Annotated in this window: 21 protein-coding genes and 2 tRNA genes; 13 read left to right on the top strand and 10 right to left on the bottom strand. The window is 43.9% G+C overall.

Translation table 11 applies throughout. The features are described 5' to 3' along the window. Positions 1–23 precede the first annotated feature (23 nt). The 4 genes from F8R13_RS01710 to F8R13_RS01725 are packed head-to-tail and all read left to right on the top strand — an operon-like array spanning position 24 to position 2,904. On the top strand, positions 24–638 hold the full coding sequence (locus tag F8R13_RS01710) for an NUDIX domain-containing protein (protein ID WP_152831606.1): 615 nt from the start codon (positions 24–26) through the stop codon (positions 636–638). 24 nt (positions 639–662) lie between these two features. After that, complete coding sequence (locus F8R13_RS01715) at positions 663–1,067, top strand: hypothetical protein (RefSeq protein ID WP_152831607.1); 405 nt, start codon at positions 663–665, stop codon at positions 1,065–1,067. 17 nt (positions 1,068–1,084) lie between these two features. Then, positions 1,085–2,482 (top strand): MATE family efflux transporter, encoded by a 1,398-nt coding sequence (locus tag F8R13_RS01720; RefSeq protein ID WP_152831608.1) that lies wholly within the window; start codon positions 1,085–1,087, stop codon positions 2,480–2,482. Continuing rightward, positions 2,479–2,904: a YchJ family protein gene (locus F8R13_RS01725; RefSeq protein ID WP_152831609.1), complete on the top strand. Its 426-nt coding sequence runs from the start codon at positions 2,479–2,481 to the stop codon at positions 2,902–2,904. Before F8R13_RS01720 ends, F8R13_RS01725 begins: the two co-directional genes overlap by 4 nt. Positions 2,905–2,936: 32 nt before the next feature. On the opposite strand, the gene F8R13_RS11430 is transcribed toward F8R13_RS01725, so the two are convergent. Beyond that, positions 2,937–3,104, bottom strand: coding sequence for a hypothetical protein (locus F8R13_RS11430; RefSeq protein WP_172967652.1), 168 nt, complete (start codon positions 3,102–3,104; stop codon positions 2,937–2,939). Between the two features lie 174 nt (positions 3,105–3,278). Between F8R13_RS11430 and F8R13_RS01730 the strand changes: the two genes are divergently transcribed. From F8R13_RS01730 to F8R13_RS01740, 3 genes are all read left to right on the top strand, one after another. Further along, positions 3,279–4,445, top strand: coding sequence for an SPOR domain-containing protein (locus tag F8R13_RS01730; protein ID WP_152831610.1), 1,167 nt, complete (start codon positions 3,279–3,281; stop codon positions 4,443–4,445). Positions 4,446–4,528: 83 nt separating this feature from the next. Further along, positions 4,529–4,615: transfer RNA gene (locus tag F8R13_RS01735), tRNA-Leu, on the top strand. Positions 4,616–4,632: 17 nt separating this feature from the next. Further along, positions 4,633–4,709: transfer RNA gene (locus tag F8R13_RS01740), tRNA-Val, on the top strand. A 377-nt stretch (positions 4,710–5,086) separates the two neighbouring features. On the opposite strand, the gene F8R13_RS01745 is transcribed toward F8R13_RS01740, so the two are convergent. Then, a complete protein-coding gene (locus tag F8R13_RS01745) occupies positions 5,087–5,578 on the bottom strand; it encodes a DUF4411 family protein (RefSeq protein ID WP_152831611.1) in 492 nt (163 codons plus the stop codon). Further along, positions 5,575–6,717 carry an XRE family transcriptional regulator gene (locus F8R13_RS01750; RefSeq protein ID WP_152831612.1) on the bottom strand — a complete coding sequence of 381 codons (1,143 nt, stop codon included), beginning with the start codon at positions 6,715–6,717 and terminating at the stop codon, positions 5,575–5,577. The genes F8R13_RS01745 and F8R13_RS01750 overlap by 4 nt, the downstream gene beginning before the upstream one ends. Positions 6,718–6,908: 191 nt before the next feature. On the opposite strand from F8R13_RS01750, the gene F8R13_RS01755 reads away from it, so the two are divergent. The 3 genes from F8R13_RS01755 (at position 6,909) to F8R13_RS01765 (ending at position 9,288) form a co-directional block, all read left to right on the top strand. Further along, a complete protein-coding gene (locus F8R13_RS01755; protein ID WP_152831613.1) occupies positions 6,909–7,979 on the top strand; it encodes a hypothetical protein in 1,071 nt (356 codons plus the stop codon). 27 nt (positions 7,980–8,006) lie between these two features. After that, positions 8,007–8,504, top strand: coding sequence for a nucleoside deaminase (locus F8R13_RS01760; protein ID WP_216642576.1), 498 nt, complete (start codon positions 8,007–8,009; stop codon positions 8,502–8,504). A gap of 139 nt (positions 8,505–8,643) precedes the next feature. Next, complete coding sequence (locus F8R13_RS01765) at positions 8,644–9,288, top strand: DedA family protein (RefSeq protein WP_152831614.1); 645 nt, start codon at positions 8,644–8,646, stop codon at positions 9,286–9,288. 6 nt (positions 9,289–9,294) lie between these two features. Here F8R13_RS01765 and F8R13_RS01770 read toward each other — a convergent pair whose 3' ends face one another. The 3 genes from F8R13_RS01770 to F8R13_RS01780 form a co-directional block, all read right to left on the bottom strand. After that, positions 9,295–10,497: a GNAT family N-acetyltransferase gene (locus F8R13_RS01770; RefSeq protein WP_152831615.1), complete on the bottom strand. Its 1,203-nt coding sequence runs from the start codon at positions 10,495–10,497 to the stop codon at positions 9,295–9,297. After that, positions 10,478–11,767: a DUF3419 family protein gene (locus F8R13_RS01775; RefSeq protein WP_253806293.1), complete on the bottom strand. Its 1,290-nt coding sequence runs from the start codon at positions 11,765–11,767 to the stop codon at positions 10,478–10,480. Before F8R13_RS01775 ends, F8R13_RS01770 begins: the two co-directional genes overlap by 20 nt. 152 nt (positions 11,768–11,919) lie before the next feature. Continuing rightward, positions 11,920–12,948 carry a glycosyltransferase family 1 protein gene (locus F8R13_RS01780; protein ID WP_152831617.1) on the bottom strand — a complete coding sequence of 343 codons (1,029 nt, stop codon included), beginning with the start codon at positions 12,946–12,948 and terminating at the stop codon, positions 11,920–11,922. Positions 12,949–13,133: 185 nt separating this feature from the next. Here F8R13_RS01780 and F8R13_RS01785 point away from each other — a divergent pair, with 185 nt between their 5' ends. Continuing rightward, positions 13,134–14,054, top strand: coding sequence for a UDP-2,3-diacylglucosamine diphosphatase (locus F8R13_RS01785; protein WP_152831618.1), 921 nt, complete (start codon positions 13,134–13,136; stop codon positions 14,052–14,054). Between the two features lie 99 nt (positions 14,055–14,153). After that, a complete protein-coding gene (locus F8R13_RS01790) occupies positions 14,154–14,540 on the top strand; it encodes a hypothetical protein (protein WP_152831619.1) in 387 nt (128 codons plus the stop codon). Position 14,541: 1 nt separating this feature from the next. Here F8R13_RS01790 and F8R13_RS01795 read toward each other — a convergent pair whose 3' ends face one another. Continuing rightward, entirely contained in the window at positions 14,542–15,291 is a 750-nt protein-coding gene (locus F8R13_RS01795; protein ID WP_152831620.1) for a UDP-2,3-diacylglucosamine diphosphatase, read from the bottom strand. A 267-nt stretch (positions 15,292–15,558) separates the two neighbouring features. On the opposite strand from F8R13_RS01795, the gene F8R13_RS01800 reads away from it, so the two are divergent. Beyond that, positions 15,559–15,900 carry a hypothetical protein gene (locus tag F8R13_RS01800; RefSeq protein ID WP_152831621.1) on the top strand — a complete coding sequence of 114 codons (342 nt, stop codon included), beginning with the start codon at positions 15,559–15,561 and terminating at the stop codon, positions 15,898–15,900. 106 nt (positions 15,901–16,006) lie between these two features. On the opposite strand, the gene F8R13_RS01805 is transcribed toward F8R13_RS01800, so the two are convergent. The 3 genes from F8R13_RS01805 to F8R13_RS01815 all read right to left on the bottom strand — a co-directional run bounded on the left by F8R13_RS01805 (position 16,007) and on the right by F8R13_RS01815 (position 17,969). Continuing rightward, positions 16,007–16,405 carry a hypothetical protein gene (locus F8R13_RS01805; protein ID WP_152831622.1) on the bottom strand — a complete coding sequence of 133 codons (399 nt, stop codon included), beginning with the start codon at positions 16,403–16,405 and terminating at the stop codon, positions 16,007–16,009. A gap of 292 nt (positions 16,406–16,697) precedes the next feature. Next, on the bottom strand, positions 16,698–17,204 hold the full coding sequence (locus F8R13_RS01810; protein ID WP_152831623.1) for a peptidylprolyl isomerase: 507 nt from the start codon (positions 17,202–17,204) through the stop codon (positions 16,698–16,700). Between the two features lie 108 nt (positions 17,205–17,312). Next, a complete protein-coding gene (locus F8R13_RS01815) occupies positions 17,313–17,969 on the bottom strand; it encodes a peptidylprolyl isomerase (RefSeq protein WP_371414874.1) in 657 nt (218 codons plus the stop codon). Between the last annotated feature and the right edge of the window lie 48 nt (positions 17,970–18,017).

Consider the following 18,017-nt stretch of genomic DNA (forward strand, 5'->3'; position numbering starts at 1 on the left):
AAAAAATAATAAAAGAGCACAGCATGACAAAACAGCTTGAGTTGATTTCCGAAAGTCGTCATTTCGATGGCTTTTTCAAAATAGATGAAATCACTTTTCGCCACACGCTTTACCGTGGTGGTTGGTCACCTGTGTTGAAAAGAGAGTTGTTTGGTCGTGGCGAAGCGGTCATTGTGCTGCTTTATGATTCCAAAGCGGAAAAGGTCGTGTTGATTGAGCAATGCCGAGCCGGTGCGTTGGGGAGAGCCGGGCTAGGACGCGAGGCCGAGAAATCCCATACAGCCTGGTTGATTGAACCGGTTGCGGGCATGATTGACGAAGGCGAAAAGGCTTTGGATGCCTGCCAACGCGAAGCGCAAGAAGAAGCGGGGGTTGAGTCGGCAGAGTTCGAGTTTGTTTGCCGTTTTTATCCAAGTCCGGGTGGCAGTGATGAGATTCTGCACCTTTATGCCGCCGACATTGATTCAACCAAATTGCCAGAGTACGCCGGTTTGGAACACGAAGGTGAAGATATCCGCATCGTCCAGTATTCTTTTGAAGAAGCGAAGCAAAAACTCAAGAAAGCCGAGTTCAATGTTGCCAGTACCATTATTGCCCTGCAATGGTTGTTTTTTCAGAAACTGAATCCCTTATTTTGATTTTTAGCGATTGGTAAAGAAGCCATGTTTTGTTTATTTCGTAACTCCAAAATCCTCTACCCTCTGAACCTTTGGGTATGGCTGGCAAGTATGGCACCGGTTGTTTATTGGCTCTATTTCGCATTCGTTGAAAAATCCTTCCTGCAAAACTTCTTAAGCGGTCAATCGTTGTTTATTGACTTGTTGTTGGGGTTGCCGATTGTCTTGATATTCGGCATTGTCATTTACGCCATGATTTATTGGTTGCTTAAGTTCATTGTGATTATGTTCTGGCCGCAAATGATTGAAAAGCTCGACAATACTTCAGAAGAAGATCAAATGCCGGATCCTAGTCTAGGTGAAAATTACTGGATGGAAGCGCATGACGAAGAGCCTCATTCCGATAAGCACGATTCTCGCAAGCACGACTCTGACAAACCACATTCTTAATCCTTCTTGAGGTTTACATGAAAGGGATACTGCCTTTTTCCTTTGATGCCTTTTTGAAGGAAACCCGAAAACTCATCACGATTTTCGTTCCTATCCTGATTGCGCAACTCGCTGTGACGGGGTTGGGCGTTGTCGATACCATTATGTCCGGGCGTGTTGGTACCAACGACCTTGCCGCAATAGGGTTGGGTAGTAGTGTCTTATTCCCGGTGATGATGATTGCCATCGGCACCTTGATGTCGTTGACTTCTTTGGTTGCCAAGCAGGAAGCCCAAGGCGATTTTCAATCTCTGGGAGAGTACCTTTCGCAAGGCATCTGGTTGGCAATCCCTATAGGGCTGCTGATGTGGGGCGTGCTGACCTATGCAGACCTGTTCTTAAAGTTTCTGCCGTTATCACAACCTGTGTTTCACCTAACCGATGATTATCTCGATTACATTGCATGGGGGCTTCCGGGATTAGGCTTTTATTTTGCCTATCGTTTCTTTTGGGAAGGGCTCAGCCTAACTGTGCCGACAATGGTGATTAGTCTGGGCGCATTGGTGTTGAACATTCCGCTGAACGCCATTTTCATCTATGGCTGGGGGCCGATAAAAGCTTACGGTGCGGCAGGGTGCGGTATTGCCTCTTCAATCGTCATGTGGAGTATGTTGCTCGCAGCGTTATGGTTTGTTTACCGACGTTTGGCGCGCAGTCCAGAACGACAGGAGATGGATTTAAGTAAATTTCACCCGCCCAAGTGGCAAGCCCGTATTCAGCCCATGCTGGCGATGGGGATACCAAACTCTTTAGCGCTATTGTTTGAAGCCAGTTTGTTCAGCTTAATCGCCATTTTGATAGTCAAACTCGGCACCTTGGCGATTGCCGCACACCAAGTCGCCCTGAGTTATTCCTCTTTGGCGTTTATGTTGCCCATCAGTATCTCATTGGCCGCGACGATTAGAAGTGGACAGGCATATGGCAAAGGCAGTCGGCTGGAAGTGGAGACTAGAGTCTATTCTGCGGTGATTTTCGCCATACTCGTTGCGATTGCGACAGCCCTATTCACTTACTTCTTAAGGCAACCCATTGTTGAACTCTACACAGAAAATACTCAGGTACTCCAGTTAGCCATGAGTTTGTTGGTCATTGCTGCTTTGTATCAAGTGTTTGATGCCATTCAGGTGACCACTGCCGGCGCGCTGAGAGGGCTGCACTCAACGCATACCACCATGTGGGTGACCTTGTTTGGCTACTGGGTTGTTGGGCTTGGTGGTGGTTATCTGTTAACGTTTGGTTCTCCCTATAACCCACCGATGGGCGTTGCTGGGTTCTGGATAGGCATTTTGCTCGGGTTCGTCTTCTCGGCCGTTGCCTTGCAAATCAAAATGGCGCACTTGATTCGTCACCTGAATAGAAAAGGAGAGCTGGTATGAGCAAGTTGGATGATTTAATCGGCAAGGCATGCCTTTGTGGTTCCGGGCAACTTTATGAAAACTGCTGTCAGCCTTATCATTTATCTCAAAGCTGGCCGGCAACCGCAGAGCAGTTGATGCGTTCCCGTTACGTTGCTTATGCCTTAGGACTGACGGACTATCTGCAAAACACTTGGGCAAAATCTACCAGGTTGGGGTCACTGGATTTAGAGTCAAATCTCGTTTGGACAGGACTTGAAATCGTCGCGACACAACAGGGCATGCCATTTGATGCCACTGGAAAGGTACATTTCAAAGCACATTATCAAGTGAAAGATCACTCTGGAAAGGTGTTGGAGTCGGGTGTGATGGAAGAAGTGAGTGACTTTGTGCGTGATGATGCGCATCACTGGGTGTATCTGGATGGTGCAGTGAAAGGGTGATGGGGTTAAAGCGATCAAAGACCGCTTTAGTCTTAATCTTCTTTAGTCTTATCGGCCATCTCTTCTTCGATGTCGTCTTTGTTCTTAAAGACGCGGTATAGCCACCAAACTGACCCGCCAACAATAATAATTGATGCGATCAATAGGCCAAACATAATGCCCAATGCGGAAGTGACTTCTTCCATTCCTATACTGTGCACAAAAACACCTCTATTCTTATGACTAAACGGCGCGAAGGTTTCTGCCGAAATCTTTTAATGGCTTGAAATACGAAGAAATCGTAAAGAAAGTTTTTCTTCTATTTCCATTGATTAAAATCTTTGGTACATTCTACAATAGTTGCAGTTAATTCAATATAGAAGTTTTGAACATCAATGGCCCAAACCATCTCTGAGCTCGAAAAAGAACGAGCCGAATTGCTCAAAGCAATCGAAACCCAAGCGCAGACCATGTCATCAACACGTGGTGGCGGTGAAGACTCCCCAGAACATACATTACAAGATTGGCTAAACGCCGCAGAGGAAGTTATGCCGAATAATCCAAGAACCCGTACCTCACAATCCCAGCAATCTGCTCCGGCTTCAGGAAAAGACAATAAAGCCAACCAAACCAAAAACAATCGCGCATCGTTTTTCGGCGTGATTATCATGTTGGCGTTGTTATTGACGATTCTCGGCGTGCTATATATCGCCTACACCAGCATCCATAACGAGCTAAAAACCGTTATGGCAAATAAAGTCGATGCGGTGAAAGAGATCAAAGAACTCAAGACTTCTGTTGAGAAACTACAGACAGACGTAGCCGCAAGCGGCAAAGGTCAAATGTTTGAAGACTTGCAGAAACGTGTAGCACTATTGGAAAAAGAGCTTAAGTCCCTTCAAGAGAAGATGTCAAAGCAAAGCGTTGCGCTGGTCGGCACGGCTCAGTTGCCGAACAATGTCGTCACCACTGATGTGCTCGATGCCAAGCTGAAAGAGTACACCAAAGGTATTGATGCCAAACTGGAGAAAATCCTCAAGCACCTGAACCTGACAATGAACGATGATGCAACACCTGCGAAAGCCAAAGATGCGGAAACCCAGTCAAAAGTCACTGTTAGTAAAGAAGAAGCGGATGAACAGGTTGCTGAACCTAAAGCGCCAAGCGTCAAACCAATGGATCAACCAGTGGTTCGCTTAGTGCAAAAAGCACCTGAGCCAAAACAGCCATCAGCACCTGAGAAGCCAAAAGCCGCCGCAGCCCCACTGAAAAACTACACGCAAGACGTCAAATGGTTGATGTCACAACCTGCATTTAACTTTACCCTTCAGTTAGCCAGTATGGGGGATCGTGCTTCGATTCAAAAGGTTGTTGAGAACAAAGGGTTGCAGGGCACCAAAATCATTCCTCAGGAACGAAATGGTGAGCAAAACTATGTCTTGGTGAGTGGCAGCTATGCCACGCGTCAGCAAGCAGAAAATGCCGCGAGTACCTATAAATCGAAATTTAGTATTTCGCCATGGATTCGCAAAATCAAAGACTTAAGTTCAAGAGTCAAATAAATTCCCGAAAATGGCGAGGAGAGTGCGAATAATCGTTTGACTTCATGTCTTAGACTCTCTATAATTCGCTCCATTCTTTACATGCCAGTGTGATGAAATTGGTAGACATGACGGATTCAAAATCCGTTGGTGGTGACACCGTGGCGGTTCGAGTCCGCCCACTGGTACCATTTATTTTTCCCTCTATACGACCGTAGCTCAGTTGGTTAGAGCACCACCTTGACATGGTGGGGGTCGGTGGTTCGAGTCCACTCGGTCGTACCAATTTACCCTTTAAAATCAATGCTTTATAGCATTTTTCTTATGCTTATTTTTCCTTGCATTTTGCGAGGTGTCATATAGGTGTCAAAGAATGCTTTATCTACACAAGTTTACTAGGTATTTTAATTTTTAACTTATTGATTTTACTTTCTTTTTTATATCTAAGTTTTAAATCTATTTCTACTTTAGAAAGTAACATTGGTCGTTTTATAAAAAAATATATTTAAAATCATATGCTTAATTTATTTCTTAACACTACCTTTTGTGATCTAAGTATAGTGGGGGGCAGTGAATAGATTTAGCAGTTAAATATGGTGCTTATAAACTACTATTAGCTTGTGATAGTGTTGTTGGGTGGAGTATAAATTTAGTGCTTTGTATTAAGAGCCAAGTACGAATTTAGCATTGAGCGCTCTTAGTAATTCATGTGTACTAATACAAGGTACAGCAAATTCTTGGCATATATTTGGAACTTTAACCTTTTTGGTGTTAGGTTCTAAACGGGATTCGTGACTGACTACAGTCGCACCGATTGATTTTGCTTTAGCAATGATCCAAGGGTCAGCTTTTGCAAGAAAATGGTCTCTATTACCACTGTTATAGTTTCCAGCCATAACAAAAGCAGCAATTTGAGTAAAAATTTGTTGTGTGGGGTTATCATCGTTTGTTATGAAATGATCTGGACGGTCTTTTGCCCATTCTGCTAATTCATCATCTCCCGCTTTTAGTTCTTCTCCGATCATATTAATGCTGCCAAGCTCTCCGTATGCAAATTGCTGATCCAGCCATTCCCAATAAGCTGGACATATATCCATTCCGTAATATTGGTTTTTTGCTTGTATATATGTGTTGGAGTCTAGTAAATACTTCAAATTTGCAACTCCTTAGCAAATTTGGAGATGTTGCTAGGTTTCATCCCTAATAACTGACCCGCTTCTCGCAAAAGAACTTGGCCATTTAATGCTTGGCTAACAACAGCTCTAGAAAAGTTTTGGCTGATTTGTGCTTTTTTCGTTCTGTAATAATTTGGGCCTCCGTTTCCAGAACGTTCTCGGTTTTTATATGCTTCTTTTTCATCATTAATATAAGAGACATAGTCTTGATGAGAAATAAAATGACACGTTAGTGCGCGTCTAGCTAAAGCCCATTTGCTTACATGGAAATGGGATTCTAAAACGGGCAAGTTTTCACGCCAATTATCCAAGTCTGCTTGCCAGAGTTGAATAAATTCAGCTTCGGGAACTAAAAACTCAGCTGCGACGGCATTGCATAAAATCTCTTCATTTCTGTGTGTTTGTGGGTCACCATTAGATATGCCTGATTGGCCGATCCAAATATGGCAAAGTTCGTGGATCAGGGTAAATAAGCGAGCCCCTGGAGCATCAGCATGGTTAATAAAAATCATAGGTGCGTATTCATCAGCAATGGCAAACCCTCTGAACTCGCTAACTTGTAGAGGGCGGGTAAAATGTCCTAAGTCCGCTTGCCGCATAACCAATATGCCAATGGATTCAATTTTAGCTACTAGTTCTCGATAATAATTTTCCCAATCACCTCGAACAGGGTGGATAGCGACTTGTAGTTTTTCTCGCATATCAGAAACAATTTCTGAAACATCATGTCGATTAGAAAAGCTATTAACAATTTGATTAGGTTCGGCAAATTGCTGCTTTAAATAATCTTTATACCAATCTTGTCGTTGCAACATTAGCTTGATTAAATCAAAAAGCTCTGCGCTTGGACGACTTACTCCTTGCCCATCGAGTGTTCTGAGATCAGGAATAGGAAGCTCTTCCATAGGAGGAGCTTCTAAGAAAAGATATCCGAAAGGGATGTGTGCTCTATGAGCAAAAGTAATAGCTTGTTTAAATGTTAAAGCCCGTTGACCTGTTTCCCACTGTGTTAGGCGATCTTCAGGTTTTTGCAGCGTCCTAGCAAATTCAGATACAGAAAAACCTAAGCGCTCACGCGCCCAAATCAGAATTTCAGGATTGATATTTGCTGTAGACATTTCCTTAACTCATTAAAAAAATATTAAAAATTTTATCAGTTATAGTGCCTTATAGGTTATTTTTTGAAAAGCTTTATTTTTGATTGTAAGTTTAATGTTATATGATTTTTTGTTCAGTAATGTTTAAAGGTCAATTGAGTTTTTGGCGCACATTGTTGAGTGCTCGCTATCAAAACGGAAATAGCAGGTTTATGTCCAAAACTAAGCTCTTAGTATTCGCTTTTCTTGTCAGTCTGATTGCTGCCTTTTTCTTTGATAACCGTGTCACTGCAGATAAGGTAGAGCAAGCGCATATTGACGGGTTATTAAAGCAAACCGTCTCCGCCGATTACATTGAAGAACAGGTTCAAAATGCCTTGAAAACCGATGACTTGGACTCCGCAAAATCCTATTTGTCTCTAGCGGAATCAATGAACCTATCCGTCTCTCCAAACCTAATACAACAAGTTGAAGAGCAAGATACGCTTTTGGCAACTGGCTACCGCACTACAGCGGACTTTCTGACGGGTGCTTTTACCGGAGATGGCGATTCGACTTCATCATTGGCGGGGAGTGTCTTTGCGGATTTTACGGTGATCGGTGATATTAGAGATTTAAGCATTGAGGCAAAGCATTACGCCACCGACGAGCCTGTAGATGAGTTGGTGGCAGGGTTGTCCGCTGTTGGGCTGGCATTGTCGGCAGGAACGGTTATCTCATGGGGGACGGCTTCTATGGTGACCTTACCCGCTAAGTTTTCTGTGTCTATTGTTAAGTATGCTGCCAAGACATCCCGTTTGACTAAACAGTTCAGAGCTTATTTATCTAAAACCTTGTCGAAATCTGTTTCGCTTGATCCCATCTATAAAAAAGTTTCTGACTTGAGGACAGCAGACAAGTGGAGCCTACAAGGCTTAAAAGAGCTGGAGAAAGTCGCTAAAGACAATGTGCATTTGGATGAAATAGAAAAGCTGAGTCTGTCGGTTTCAAATATTCGTACGGCAACAGGCGGAACCAAAGGTACATTGGATTTACTGGGACATGTAAAGTCGGAAAAAGATTTACAGAACCTAGAGAAGTTTTCAGCTATTTATGGCACACGTTCGATGGTGATATTGAAGGTATTGGGTAAAAAAGCGTTGAGAGTAACCAAGTTTTCCGTCAAACAATTTGCGAAAATGTTTTTAATGATTTTGTCTGGGCTTTATTCGCTTTTAGGGTTGTGGTTTTCTCGCGTCTTTTTCGGGAAAATAGTCTCTTGGATGAAAGGTCGTCAGAATTAGTCATAAAGGAATTGGGAAAGAGAATATATGTGTAAATGTGAGCATGAGTTTAGTGCCTCCGAACAGTCATTGATGCGAAAGGCGATTCAGCTATCCGCAGAAAAGATGGAAGCAGGGTTTGGCGGACCTTTTGGTGCGGTTGTGGTAAAAGATGGTGAAGTCATTGCAGAAGGCTTTAACCAAGTGACGTCAAGCAATGACCCGACGGCGCACGCCGAGGTGGATGCCATTCGCAAGGCTTGCCAGAAACTGGAAACATTCGATTTGTCCGGTTGTGAAATCTACACCAGTTGTGAACCTTGCCCGATGTGCTTGAGTGCGATTTACTGGGCGAGGTTGGATAAGATTTACTACGCCAATTCCCGTGAGGATGCTGCGGATATCGGCTTTGACGATGAAATGCTTTACCGAGAGATTACCAAACCGGTTGAAGAAAGAGCCATTCCAACATTAAGACTGTTGGCGGATGAGGCCATCAAGCCTTTTGAAGAGTGGAAGCAAAAATCCGATAAGACTCCTTACTAAAAGGCGTTTAAATCGGGTAAATTCAATTTCTGGTCATCATCTTGTCGTAATTTTGCGGTAGACTGTGCCAAATGCTACAACGCCGTAGTGCTTGCTCAACCTACATTTAACCTTCATATAAAGAATTTCATTCATAACTATGTCTTTAACGTCTCTTATTTCGGAATATGGCTATTGGGCCATTCTCGTGGGTACTTTTCTGGAAGGTGAAACCATTCTTGTATTAGGTGGTTTGGCTGCCCATAGTGGTTATCTGGATCTGACAACCGTCATCGCGGTGGCATTTGTCGGCTCTTTGAGTGGTGACCAGCTTTACTTTTATATCGGCCGGGCAAAGGGCATGGATTTTATCGAGAAACGCCCACGCTGGCACAAACCAACTCAAAAGGTCTTTGATTTATTACACCGTCATCAGGTGCCATTGATTTTAGGCTTCCGTTTTTTGTATGGGTTGAGAAGTGTGACGCCTTTTGCGATAGGTGCCAGCGGCATCTCGCCAGTACGTTTTTTGATTTTGAATGCCATCGGTGCTTTGATTTGGGCGATTACCGTTGGTACTTTGGGCTACTTGTTCGGTCAGGTCGTTGAAAGTGTGATGGGCGAAATCAAGAAGTACGAAATGTGGCTGTTGGGCGGCATTGCGATTTTGGCAGTTTTGGCCTGGTTAGCACGCTATGTCTGGACGGGCAAACAAGCCAAGAAAGAAGCGGTTGTGGATGAAGTTGACGCTGATGCTGATGCGGCGCAAGCGCCCAATTCCACTCAGCAAAACTCAGTTAAATAATCTGTTTTAAATCTGGTGCTGCTCGAACATTTTCGGCGCGTAACGGTTTACCAGCCAAGAAAAGCTTGCATGAATGGCTTTACGATGCCAAGGCAAGTGGCGGCAATAAAAAGCGGTGTATTCCAGTGTTGGTTCACCGCCTCGTGCTCTTTTGAAGCCACCCGCGCCAGAACTCAAATTCATCGGTTGCTTGCGCTCATGCGTTAAGCGCAATAAAACCGCTATCAGCAATCTGTAAAGTCCTAACTCCTGCGGTAAATCCGTGTCGTAGCCAACAATCGGTGTGGTGATGATGTTCTGTTGAGTAAACAATCCGATGGAAGCAACAATGCGTCCGGTTTCATCGGTAAAGCTGTGGAATTCAACCATTTCATTGTCGTGCAAGGCTTTTAAGAAATCCGCGCTAAACTGCGGGTTATAGCGCGAGTGTTTTTCGATAAACAGTTGATGAAAACACTGTGAGATTTCTGCAAAGTGTTGCGGTTTCAAACGCTCTGGCTTTAGCCAGCTTAAAGACGTTTTGCCCGCTTCAACTTTGCGCAGTAAGGATTGATCTTTCTTGGTGTGATTACGTTTCCACCAAGTTTGATGCGTTTCAAACAAATAGACCTGACGAGCGGGAATCAACAGCCAACCTTGGTCGGACAATGTTTGCATCAGCTCTGTGTTATGAGTGGCGTTCAAGGAACGGATACTCAGCGAATGGGTAGGGAAATCTTTAACGAGACGTTGCGTGGTTTTGTTCAACTCATAAGGGTTGAGTTTGGGTAATAGGTTGGTCGATACCAGCCAATTATTCAGTGACAGGGTGCGGTTGAGCTTTGCGAGTTTCAGAAAACTGCCGGCTATAGTCATGCCTGCGCCAATTAGGCTTTGCAATACGCGGTTATTGAGAAGTCCCAGCTCGTCTTTCGCATAGCTGATATAAGCGGTGTAAGGCGAGCAGACATAGCTGTTTTCATACTCGGTGTCATTGATGCTCATTGGCAAGATGGTATTGCCCACCGTCACCAGTTTATAGTTGGTTTGAATATTGTCTATTGGTGCTTGGCGAAAGAGGTCGACATACCTTTCAGCCTGAACGCTCGATAGGAACTCAAGGGCTGAGGTATTTAACTCAGGTTTATGATCTGCGCTGCCTTGGTGAGAAGTCAGCGCGGCATCATGTTTGTCGTTCAGAAGAGGGTGCTTACTGGTGATAATAGACATGGACACCACCGTAGATTGCTGAACGATCTTTTAATGTCCAAGCACGGTTTTGTTCAATGTCAGTTTGCCATGGCGCAAGAATGTGCTCTGGGAGTTTATCTTCTAATGGAGAGACTTCGCCCGCAGTTCTAAAGACCACACGTGCACCTGGCTTGGCAGTACGATTTACTTCTTGCCAAAGTTCGGTCAATTGGTTTTCGTCCATCCAGTCTTGCGCGTCCAAGAACAAGTAAGCGTTCAGGCTGTTATCTGGCATGGCTTTGAGCCTGTCTGTCATCGACTGATGAAAGACTTCAACATGGTCTTGATTCTGTTTTAGCGTCCCAAAGTGTTCTGCCATTAAATATCTTGGAACTGCAAGGCGACGTTTTACGTCATAGCTTCTATTGAAAGCCTGCCATGCGAAATAGTTGGTTTCTAGAGGAAAGTCACATGCTAGACGGCGAGCCCGCTCTTTCATCAACTCATGCATCCCCAGTTTCATTTGCTTGGATTCCTTGTCCATCTCATCAAATTGAGCGGGCGGAATCCCCAAGCTGTACATGACAATCGAACGGCTACACAGGAATTTCAATAGACGTGTTTCAAATACTGGTGCGACGTGTTCGTTGAATAGCGCTTGCTGTTCTTCAGCAGTGTGTGCCAGCATCACTTTGCTGATGTCATAACCATAGAGTTTGCACACCCAGTGAATCAAACCGATAAAACGCCCCAACAAGCCGTGGCGGTAAAAGCCGTCAGTAAAATAGTGAATGCGCGGTTTTGACCAGAAGTTTTCCTTGGTTTCCCAATATTGGCGAGTCTTTTCATCCAAATGTTGGGAAAGTTTGCCGTAGTAGGTATCTAGGTTTTTGGTAAGGTCGGCTTTACCGAAGAAGTCAAAAAATGCTTCCTGTTCCAAATGTTGGATTGCAGCCAGCTTTAGTTTGATTAACGCGATATGTGCTTCGTTCAGGTCAACCACTGTAATGGATTCTGGTTTTACCGTCAGGTAGTTCAATGCATTACAACCACCGGAAGAAATGGTGAAAACGTGAGAGTGTTCGTCTAGCCCGAGTGCTTGAATATCGACTTCAGGGTCTTCCCAGATTTGAGGGTAAACCAAACGATCGAACCATTTGGTAAACAGTCTGTCCAACAAGCCTTTGCGGCTGAAAATGGAGGTGTTGTTGACAGCGGACTTGAGTAATTCTTTGGTCGCTTTGGTTGGTTGTTCATTTTCAGGGTTGGTTTCTAAGCCGGTTTCAACGGTTGGGCTGGATAAGCTCATGGTTCTCACTTTCATCTAAATTGCATTAGACAATAACTTAACCGTCAAATATGAAGAAACCATGACCAAAACAAAGAAGTTATGTGACGAATTTGTGATGGGATTATGACAGTAAAACCGAAGAAACATCTTCGGCTTGCACTAATAAAAACTCAGTCTTCGTTCCAATCAATATAGCTCAGGTTACCGAGGAACTGGTCTGCCGCTTCATCCCAAGTTAAACCACCGATAGAGTCCGCAACCAGGCTACGATCCAACGTTAAACATTGCTCAACGGCGACTTTGAGGTCGTCGTCCATCCAGCCGTTCAGTCCTTGGGTGATGATGTCTTTTGGGCCAGTCACAGGGAAGGCGGCAACCGGTAAACCACAGGCAATGGCTTCAATGTTTACCACCCCATAAGTGTCGGTTAGGGAAGGGAAGACAAAGACATCTGCACTGGCGTAGTAGGTCGCCAATTCTTCTCCGAATTTAGCGCCGACAAAAACCGCATCAGGATAGCGTTCTTGCAGTTCTTCCAGTAGTGGTCCACGACCAACAACCACCTTGGTGCCGGGTAAGTCTAAGTCTAAAAAGGTTTCCAGATTTTTTTCCGGTGCAACGCGTCCAACCGATAGATAGATGGGTTTCGGAAAGTCCATTTCAATACGGCGGTTTGGGTTAAAGGTGTCGGTATCGACGCCACGGGTGACAACCGTCAAAGACTTGAAGCCATGTTCTTTCAGCTCTTTAAGCGTCGACTCCGAAGGCACATAAGTCATCTGCCCTTTGTTGTGGAAGCGTCTTAATAAGGAGTAAATCCAACTCGCAGGCACGGGAAAACGCTGATGAATGTACTCAGGATATTTGGTGTGGTAACCCGTGGTGAACGGCAGTTTGTGTTTCAAGCAAATGTTGCGAGCACGCCATCCCAAACCACCTTCAGTAGCGATATGAATGGCATCAGGAAGAAAATCCAATAGGCGTCTTTCAAGGTTCTCTGCTGACCAGACGACTGGGATTTCAGGGTAGGTCGGCATGGGGAAGAATTTGTAATCGTTGGGTTGAAACACCTCGACGGTAATGTCCTTTTGCTCCAGTTCTCTGACCATCTGAGTCAGGGTGGTCACAACGCCGTTTACTTGCGGTGTCCAGGCATCAGTGATTAAAGCAAATTTACGAATAGGGGATTCAACATGCATCTTATTATTCTTTTCTCGAGTTCGCGTTAGGTGGGTAAGGTAATCGAAAAAATGTGCCAAGAAATGAAAGATTTATGAAACCGATTTAGCCAAAGTTGTTGTTGTCATCTAACCGACATTTAACTGTGATGAAAATGCAACTTTTGATGGTTAGACTGACGCAAATAATTGAGGAAGTGTGGATAATGCAAGACCGACAAAAACTCGATAATATGCCAGACTGGATGGCTTCCATTGCTAAAGATGATTTGATTGTTGCGGAAAACACGCATCATCATCAGCATTATAAAACCATATTTATTTCGGATGTCCATCTGGGTTCCAAAGGGGCGAAAGCCGAGTTTTTGGCCGATTTCCTCAAGTATAACCATTGCGAGACACTCTACCTTGTTGGTGACATCATCGACGGTTGGCGTTTGAAAAAACGCATCTTCTGGCCTCAAGAACACACCAACGTAATCCGACGTATATTGACGAAAGCCAAGCGTGGCACAAAAGTGATTTTCGTCACAGGAAACCATGATGAGTTTTTGCGCCGTTATTCCGGAATCGACTTCGGAAATATTCTACTGACCGATCAGGCAGAACACCGTTGTGTGAACGGTGATCGTCTGCTGGTGGTGCACGGCGATAAATACGACAGTGTGGTGCAAACCCGTAAATGGTTGGCGGCGCTGGGGGATTGGGGCTATGAAACCTTGGTGCGCTTCAATACCCACTTTAACAAGATTCGTCAGTTGTTCGGTATGCGCTATTGGTCTTTGTCTTCTTATGTGAAGCAAAAGGTAAAATCTGCAGTAGCGTTCATCACCGCTTATGAAGAAGCTGTCGTGAAAGATTGTCAGTTGCACGGCTACCAAGGGGTGGTTTGTGGTCATATCCACCATCCCGAGATTCGTGATATCGAGGGTATTGATTACTACAACTGTGGTGATTGGGTGGAAAGCTGCACGGCGATTGTCGAAACCACCGAAGGCAAGATGAAACTGCTGCGCTGGGTGGATATCGACCACAATACCAAGGCGGCGTTTTCAAACGAGCCGACAAGCGAGTCTCAAGAAGGTGTAAACACCAAAGCGGACGATAAAGAGAGCGTTGCGGTTTAACCACAGGCATTTCCAAGCATTGCTTTTCAATAAGCTTTTCCTGTAATTAGGCGTTATTTTCAGTATCATGCACTCAGTATTATTAGTGAGTGCATTTCTATGAAACTTCATTGCATGCAATTGGTCAGTGAGACGGATGTCTTGTCGACTTCATATGAACAAGCCGAGTACATTGCGTCATTAGTCGCAAGGTTGAAGGTGTGTATTGCCAAACAATTAGCGGATATGGAGCAAAGCAAACTCGAAGCAGAAATGGTTCAGGATATGTCACATATTAGCCAAGCAGCGGTCTATGCCGGCAATCTGACAGTAGATGACGTGGTTTATGTGAAAGACAATCTTTTTCGTTGTGACTATTCCTACGACTGGCAAATCGGCTGGACGTGCTCCGGCACGCAGGAAGAAGGGCGGGTGAAAGAAAAAGTACGTTTTTCACTAGAGCCTGATGGGGCTTTGACGTTCAAGTTTTTGAAGCTGGAGCTTTAGCTTAATTTCCGTTTAGAAATAGCCACTCGATATCTGGCGACTGTCCCGGGCGTTCCGTGATCTTAAGCAACTGGGTTTCCGGGCGCCAGTCTCCCAGTGTCCATCGGTGTTTTTCTGCACCTTCAACCATAAAAGTTTGTTCGCCAGGGCGGTGCGTGTGACCGTGAATCAAATGATTACATTCCGGGTAGCGAGCCATGAGGCTTTCTACCGCGCCCTGATTCACATCCATAATGTTTTCCGCTTTATTCTGATTGTACTGCTGAGATTTCTTGCGCATATTTTCGCCGATTGCCAAACGCTTGGCTTTCGGCAATCGCAAAAACAACCATTGAATGATCGGGTTACGGAACCAGCGGCGCATCTTTTGATATTCCTTATCATCAATGCACAAGCTATCGCCATGGCTCAGCAGGATTTTTTCACCATAAAAATCTACCAGGTTGGGGTCGCTGAGCGATTGAATGCCAGTGGCTTTCCAGAAGGCGGATTTCATCAAAAAATCCCGGTTGCCGAATATCAAATAAACCCGAGTACCTTTTTTCACCAAGTCAGAAAGCTGTTGAATCGCTTTGGGAAAGGTTTCCAAGCCAACATCGTCACCCACCCACATTTCAAAAATATCACCAATCAGATACAAGGCTTCCGCTTGCGGCGCATCTTCTTGCAAAAAACGATAAAACGTCTTGTTAATCGGGTGGGTTTCATCCGGTTGTAAATGAATATCGGCGGTAATTAGAGAAAAGGGCATGGAGTGAAATTGTCTTTAGCTGGAATTCTAAGCATTCTAGCCGAGAAGCGTGAAAAGTTAAGGAATAAAGTGTAGGCTGTATGATTTTTTAGTATAGCACAATTGCCTATTCAGTAAGTTGAAGATGAACACAAAACCATATTTATCTGATAAGTGACTAAGAATTTTTTTACCAGAGTTGAAATTCTTGTACTAATCTTTATATTTTAAATGGAGTTCTGCAAAAAAGTTCTCATTAATTTTAATTAAAAAAAGGATATTCTTAATATGTCAAAAGCAAAAGATAGTATTGCTCACGGGATTGCTGATAGTTTGAGTGACTTGATTGAAAAAGTTTCAAGCCCGGCTTCAAGATCAGGGTCAGTTGTTGAACGTGTTGGAAGAATGGTTGAGGAAGATGTTGATTTAGACGTTATAGCACTTCAAATGACAAAAAATAGTCCCAATTCTCAAAAATACACAAGGAATGATGTTGAAGCCTATTCACGTCTCTACAAAGATTCAAAAACAAAAGTGACTATTACAGCAAAGCAATCACGAGCCTTGATTAACGATCAGCTTAAAACTAACTCTGTCAACAATGATGTAAGCTTTCAGTTACTAGTTTAAAGGCTAATTTAAGCGCATCTACTTAAGAGTGGTGGTTATGTATGTCTAACGACCAAGATAAGCGTACCGCAATTTAGTGTGGTACGCCTGCTTGAATAGTTTGTTATTATTTAACTCCGAACCCCAATCCTTTCATGACCCATTTGGTCGTTCGGCGATCAAGTGGACTAGAGCGTCCTTTAAACCCCCGCATATCTCCAAAGGGATAAAAGCCGGCATCACTTTTTACTCCATTATTCAATAATTGAGAATATTCCAGCACATCAACGATAGCTTCGCGAATTTCTGAATCGGATACATTTTTACCATGAATCACTTTATCTCTAATTTTTTCAGCGGTCTTAATCCGCTCTAGAATTTCGGTGTCTAGGGGTTTGCCAAAGATATTTTTATATAGAATTAAAAAACCATCTCTAGTTACATGATGTTTATTAACTATTCTTTGTGCGATTTCCCTGCTGCCCCTATGAATTTTAACTACGCCTCCATATAAAATTCTATTCATTGCTTGCTCAACTTTTTAAAAGCAATACGCAATACATATTTGATATGAATAGTTGTCATTTAAAAGGTCGGGTAGGTCTGAATAATATTTTTGAATTCTTGCATCGCTTTCATCAAATACTTTATTGATAGCAATATAACTAGGTACTTTTTTAGGTTGCGCCAATGTGTTTCCTTATAAAAAATAATGGCCTAAGCGCGCTGCGCGAAAGCCTAGTCCGTCGGACGCTAATTAAAGTAGAAAGGCGAAAGATGATTTCGTCTTTTGACCTGTAAAGCGAGTCGTTAATAGATCAATCGTCTTCTTTAACGATGGTTTTTTCCACAATAATATCTTCTACAGGCACGTCCTGATGACCACGGCGGTTAGTTGTTTCAACTTTTGCCATTGCATCTAGCACATCCATCCCTTCAACGATTTTACCGAATACGGCATAACCCCAACCATGAACATCTTTTGATGTGTGGTCTAGGAAAGCGTTATCAACCAAGTTCATGAAGAACTGCGTGGTTGCTGAATGAGGTTCCATGGTACGTGCATAAGAGACAGAGCCGCGTACGTTTTTCAAACCATTGTCTGCTTCGTTTTCAATAGGGTCACCAGAAGACTTTTCTTCCATGCCAGGAAGCATGCCGCCACCTTGCACCATGAAGTTAGGAATGATTCGGTGGAAAATGGTGCCGTTATAGAATCCTTCCATTGCATAGTGAACAAAGTTTTCTGCACCGACGGGTGCATTTTCGTGATCCACTTCGATAGTGATGTCGCCCATATTGGTTTTGAAGGTGACTTGAGTCATTCTGTTTCCTTTCTTTTTTTCTAAGTTGTCTTTTTAAAGTTGTCGAATAGTTAGTAGTGGCAGATTTTCATTTTTCAATAAAATCTGCCAGGTTGGGGGTGTCAGCTATTATTGAATTTGTGTTGCTTTGATAATAACCACTGGGTTATTCGGTACATCCCCCATACCGTTTTTGAAGCCGGTTTTGACCATGCGAATATGGTTGACGACTTTCATGCCTTTGATCACGCGACCAAACACGGCATAGCCCCAAGCGCGGTCAGTTTTTTCACGGAAATCCAAAAAGGTGTTTTGTGCCACATTGATGAAGAACTGTGCTGTTGCCGAGTTAGGGTCATTGGTTCTTGCCATGGCAAGGGTGCCGATACGGTTGCGCAAGCCATTGTCCGCTTCGTTTGGAATCGGTTCATGGGTTGGTTTTTTCTGTAGGTCAGTTGTAAACCCGCCACCTTGAATCATGAAATTGGGAATGACACGGTGAAAAATGGTGCCATCATAAAAATGTTCGTTCACGTAACGCAGGAAGTTGGCGACCGTTTTAGGTGCTTTTTTTGGAAACAGCTCAACGGTGATGTCACCCATATTGGTTTGAATCAGCACACGAGGATTGGTTTTGACGTTGTCGTAAGCGCTACCATCGGCATTGGCCTTTGAAAAGGGCGAGAACATCAAGCCAAGTGTTGCTAAAGCAAAGAATGTCGAGAAGAGTCCGGTAAACAGTACGCGTCTGTTTAGCAAAGAGTGTTGTTTCACTGGTTGTGTCATAAGCGTTCCTCGTAGCGGTCGCATTCGGTTTGAGTGCCGAAATTCGTT

Origin of the sequence: Hydrogenovibrio sp. JE_KL2 (assembly GCF_009296185.1) — a bacterium.
GTDB lineage: Bacteria > Pseudomonadota > Gammaproteobacteria > Thiomicrospirales > Thiomicrospiraceae > Hydrogenovibrio.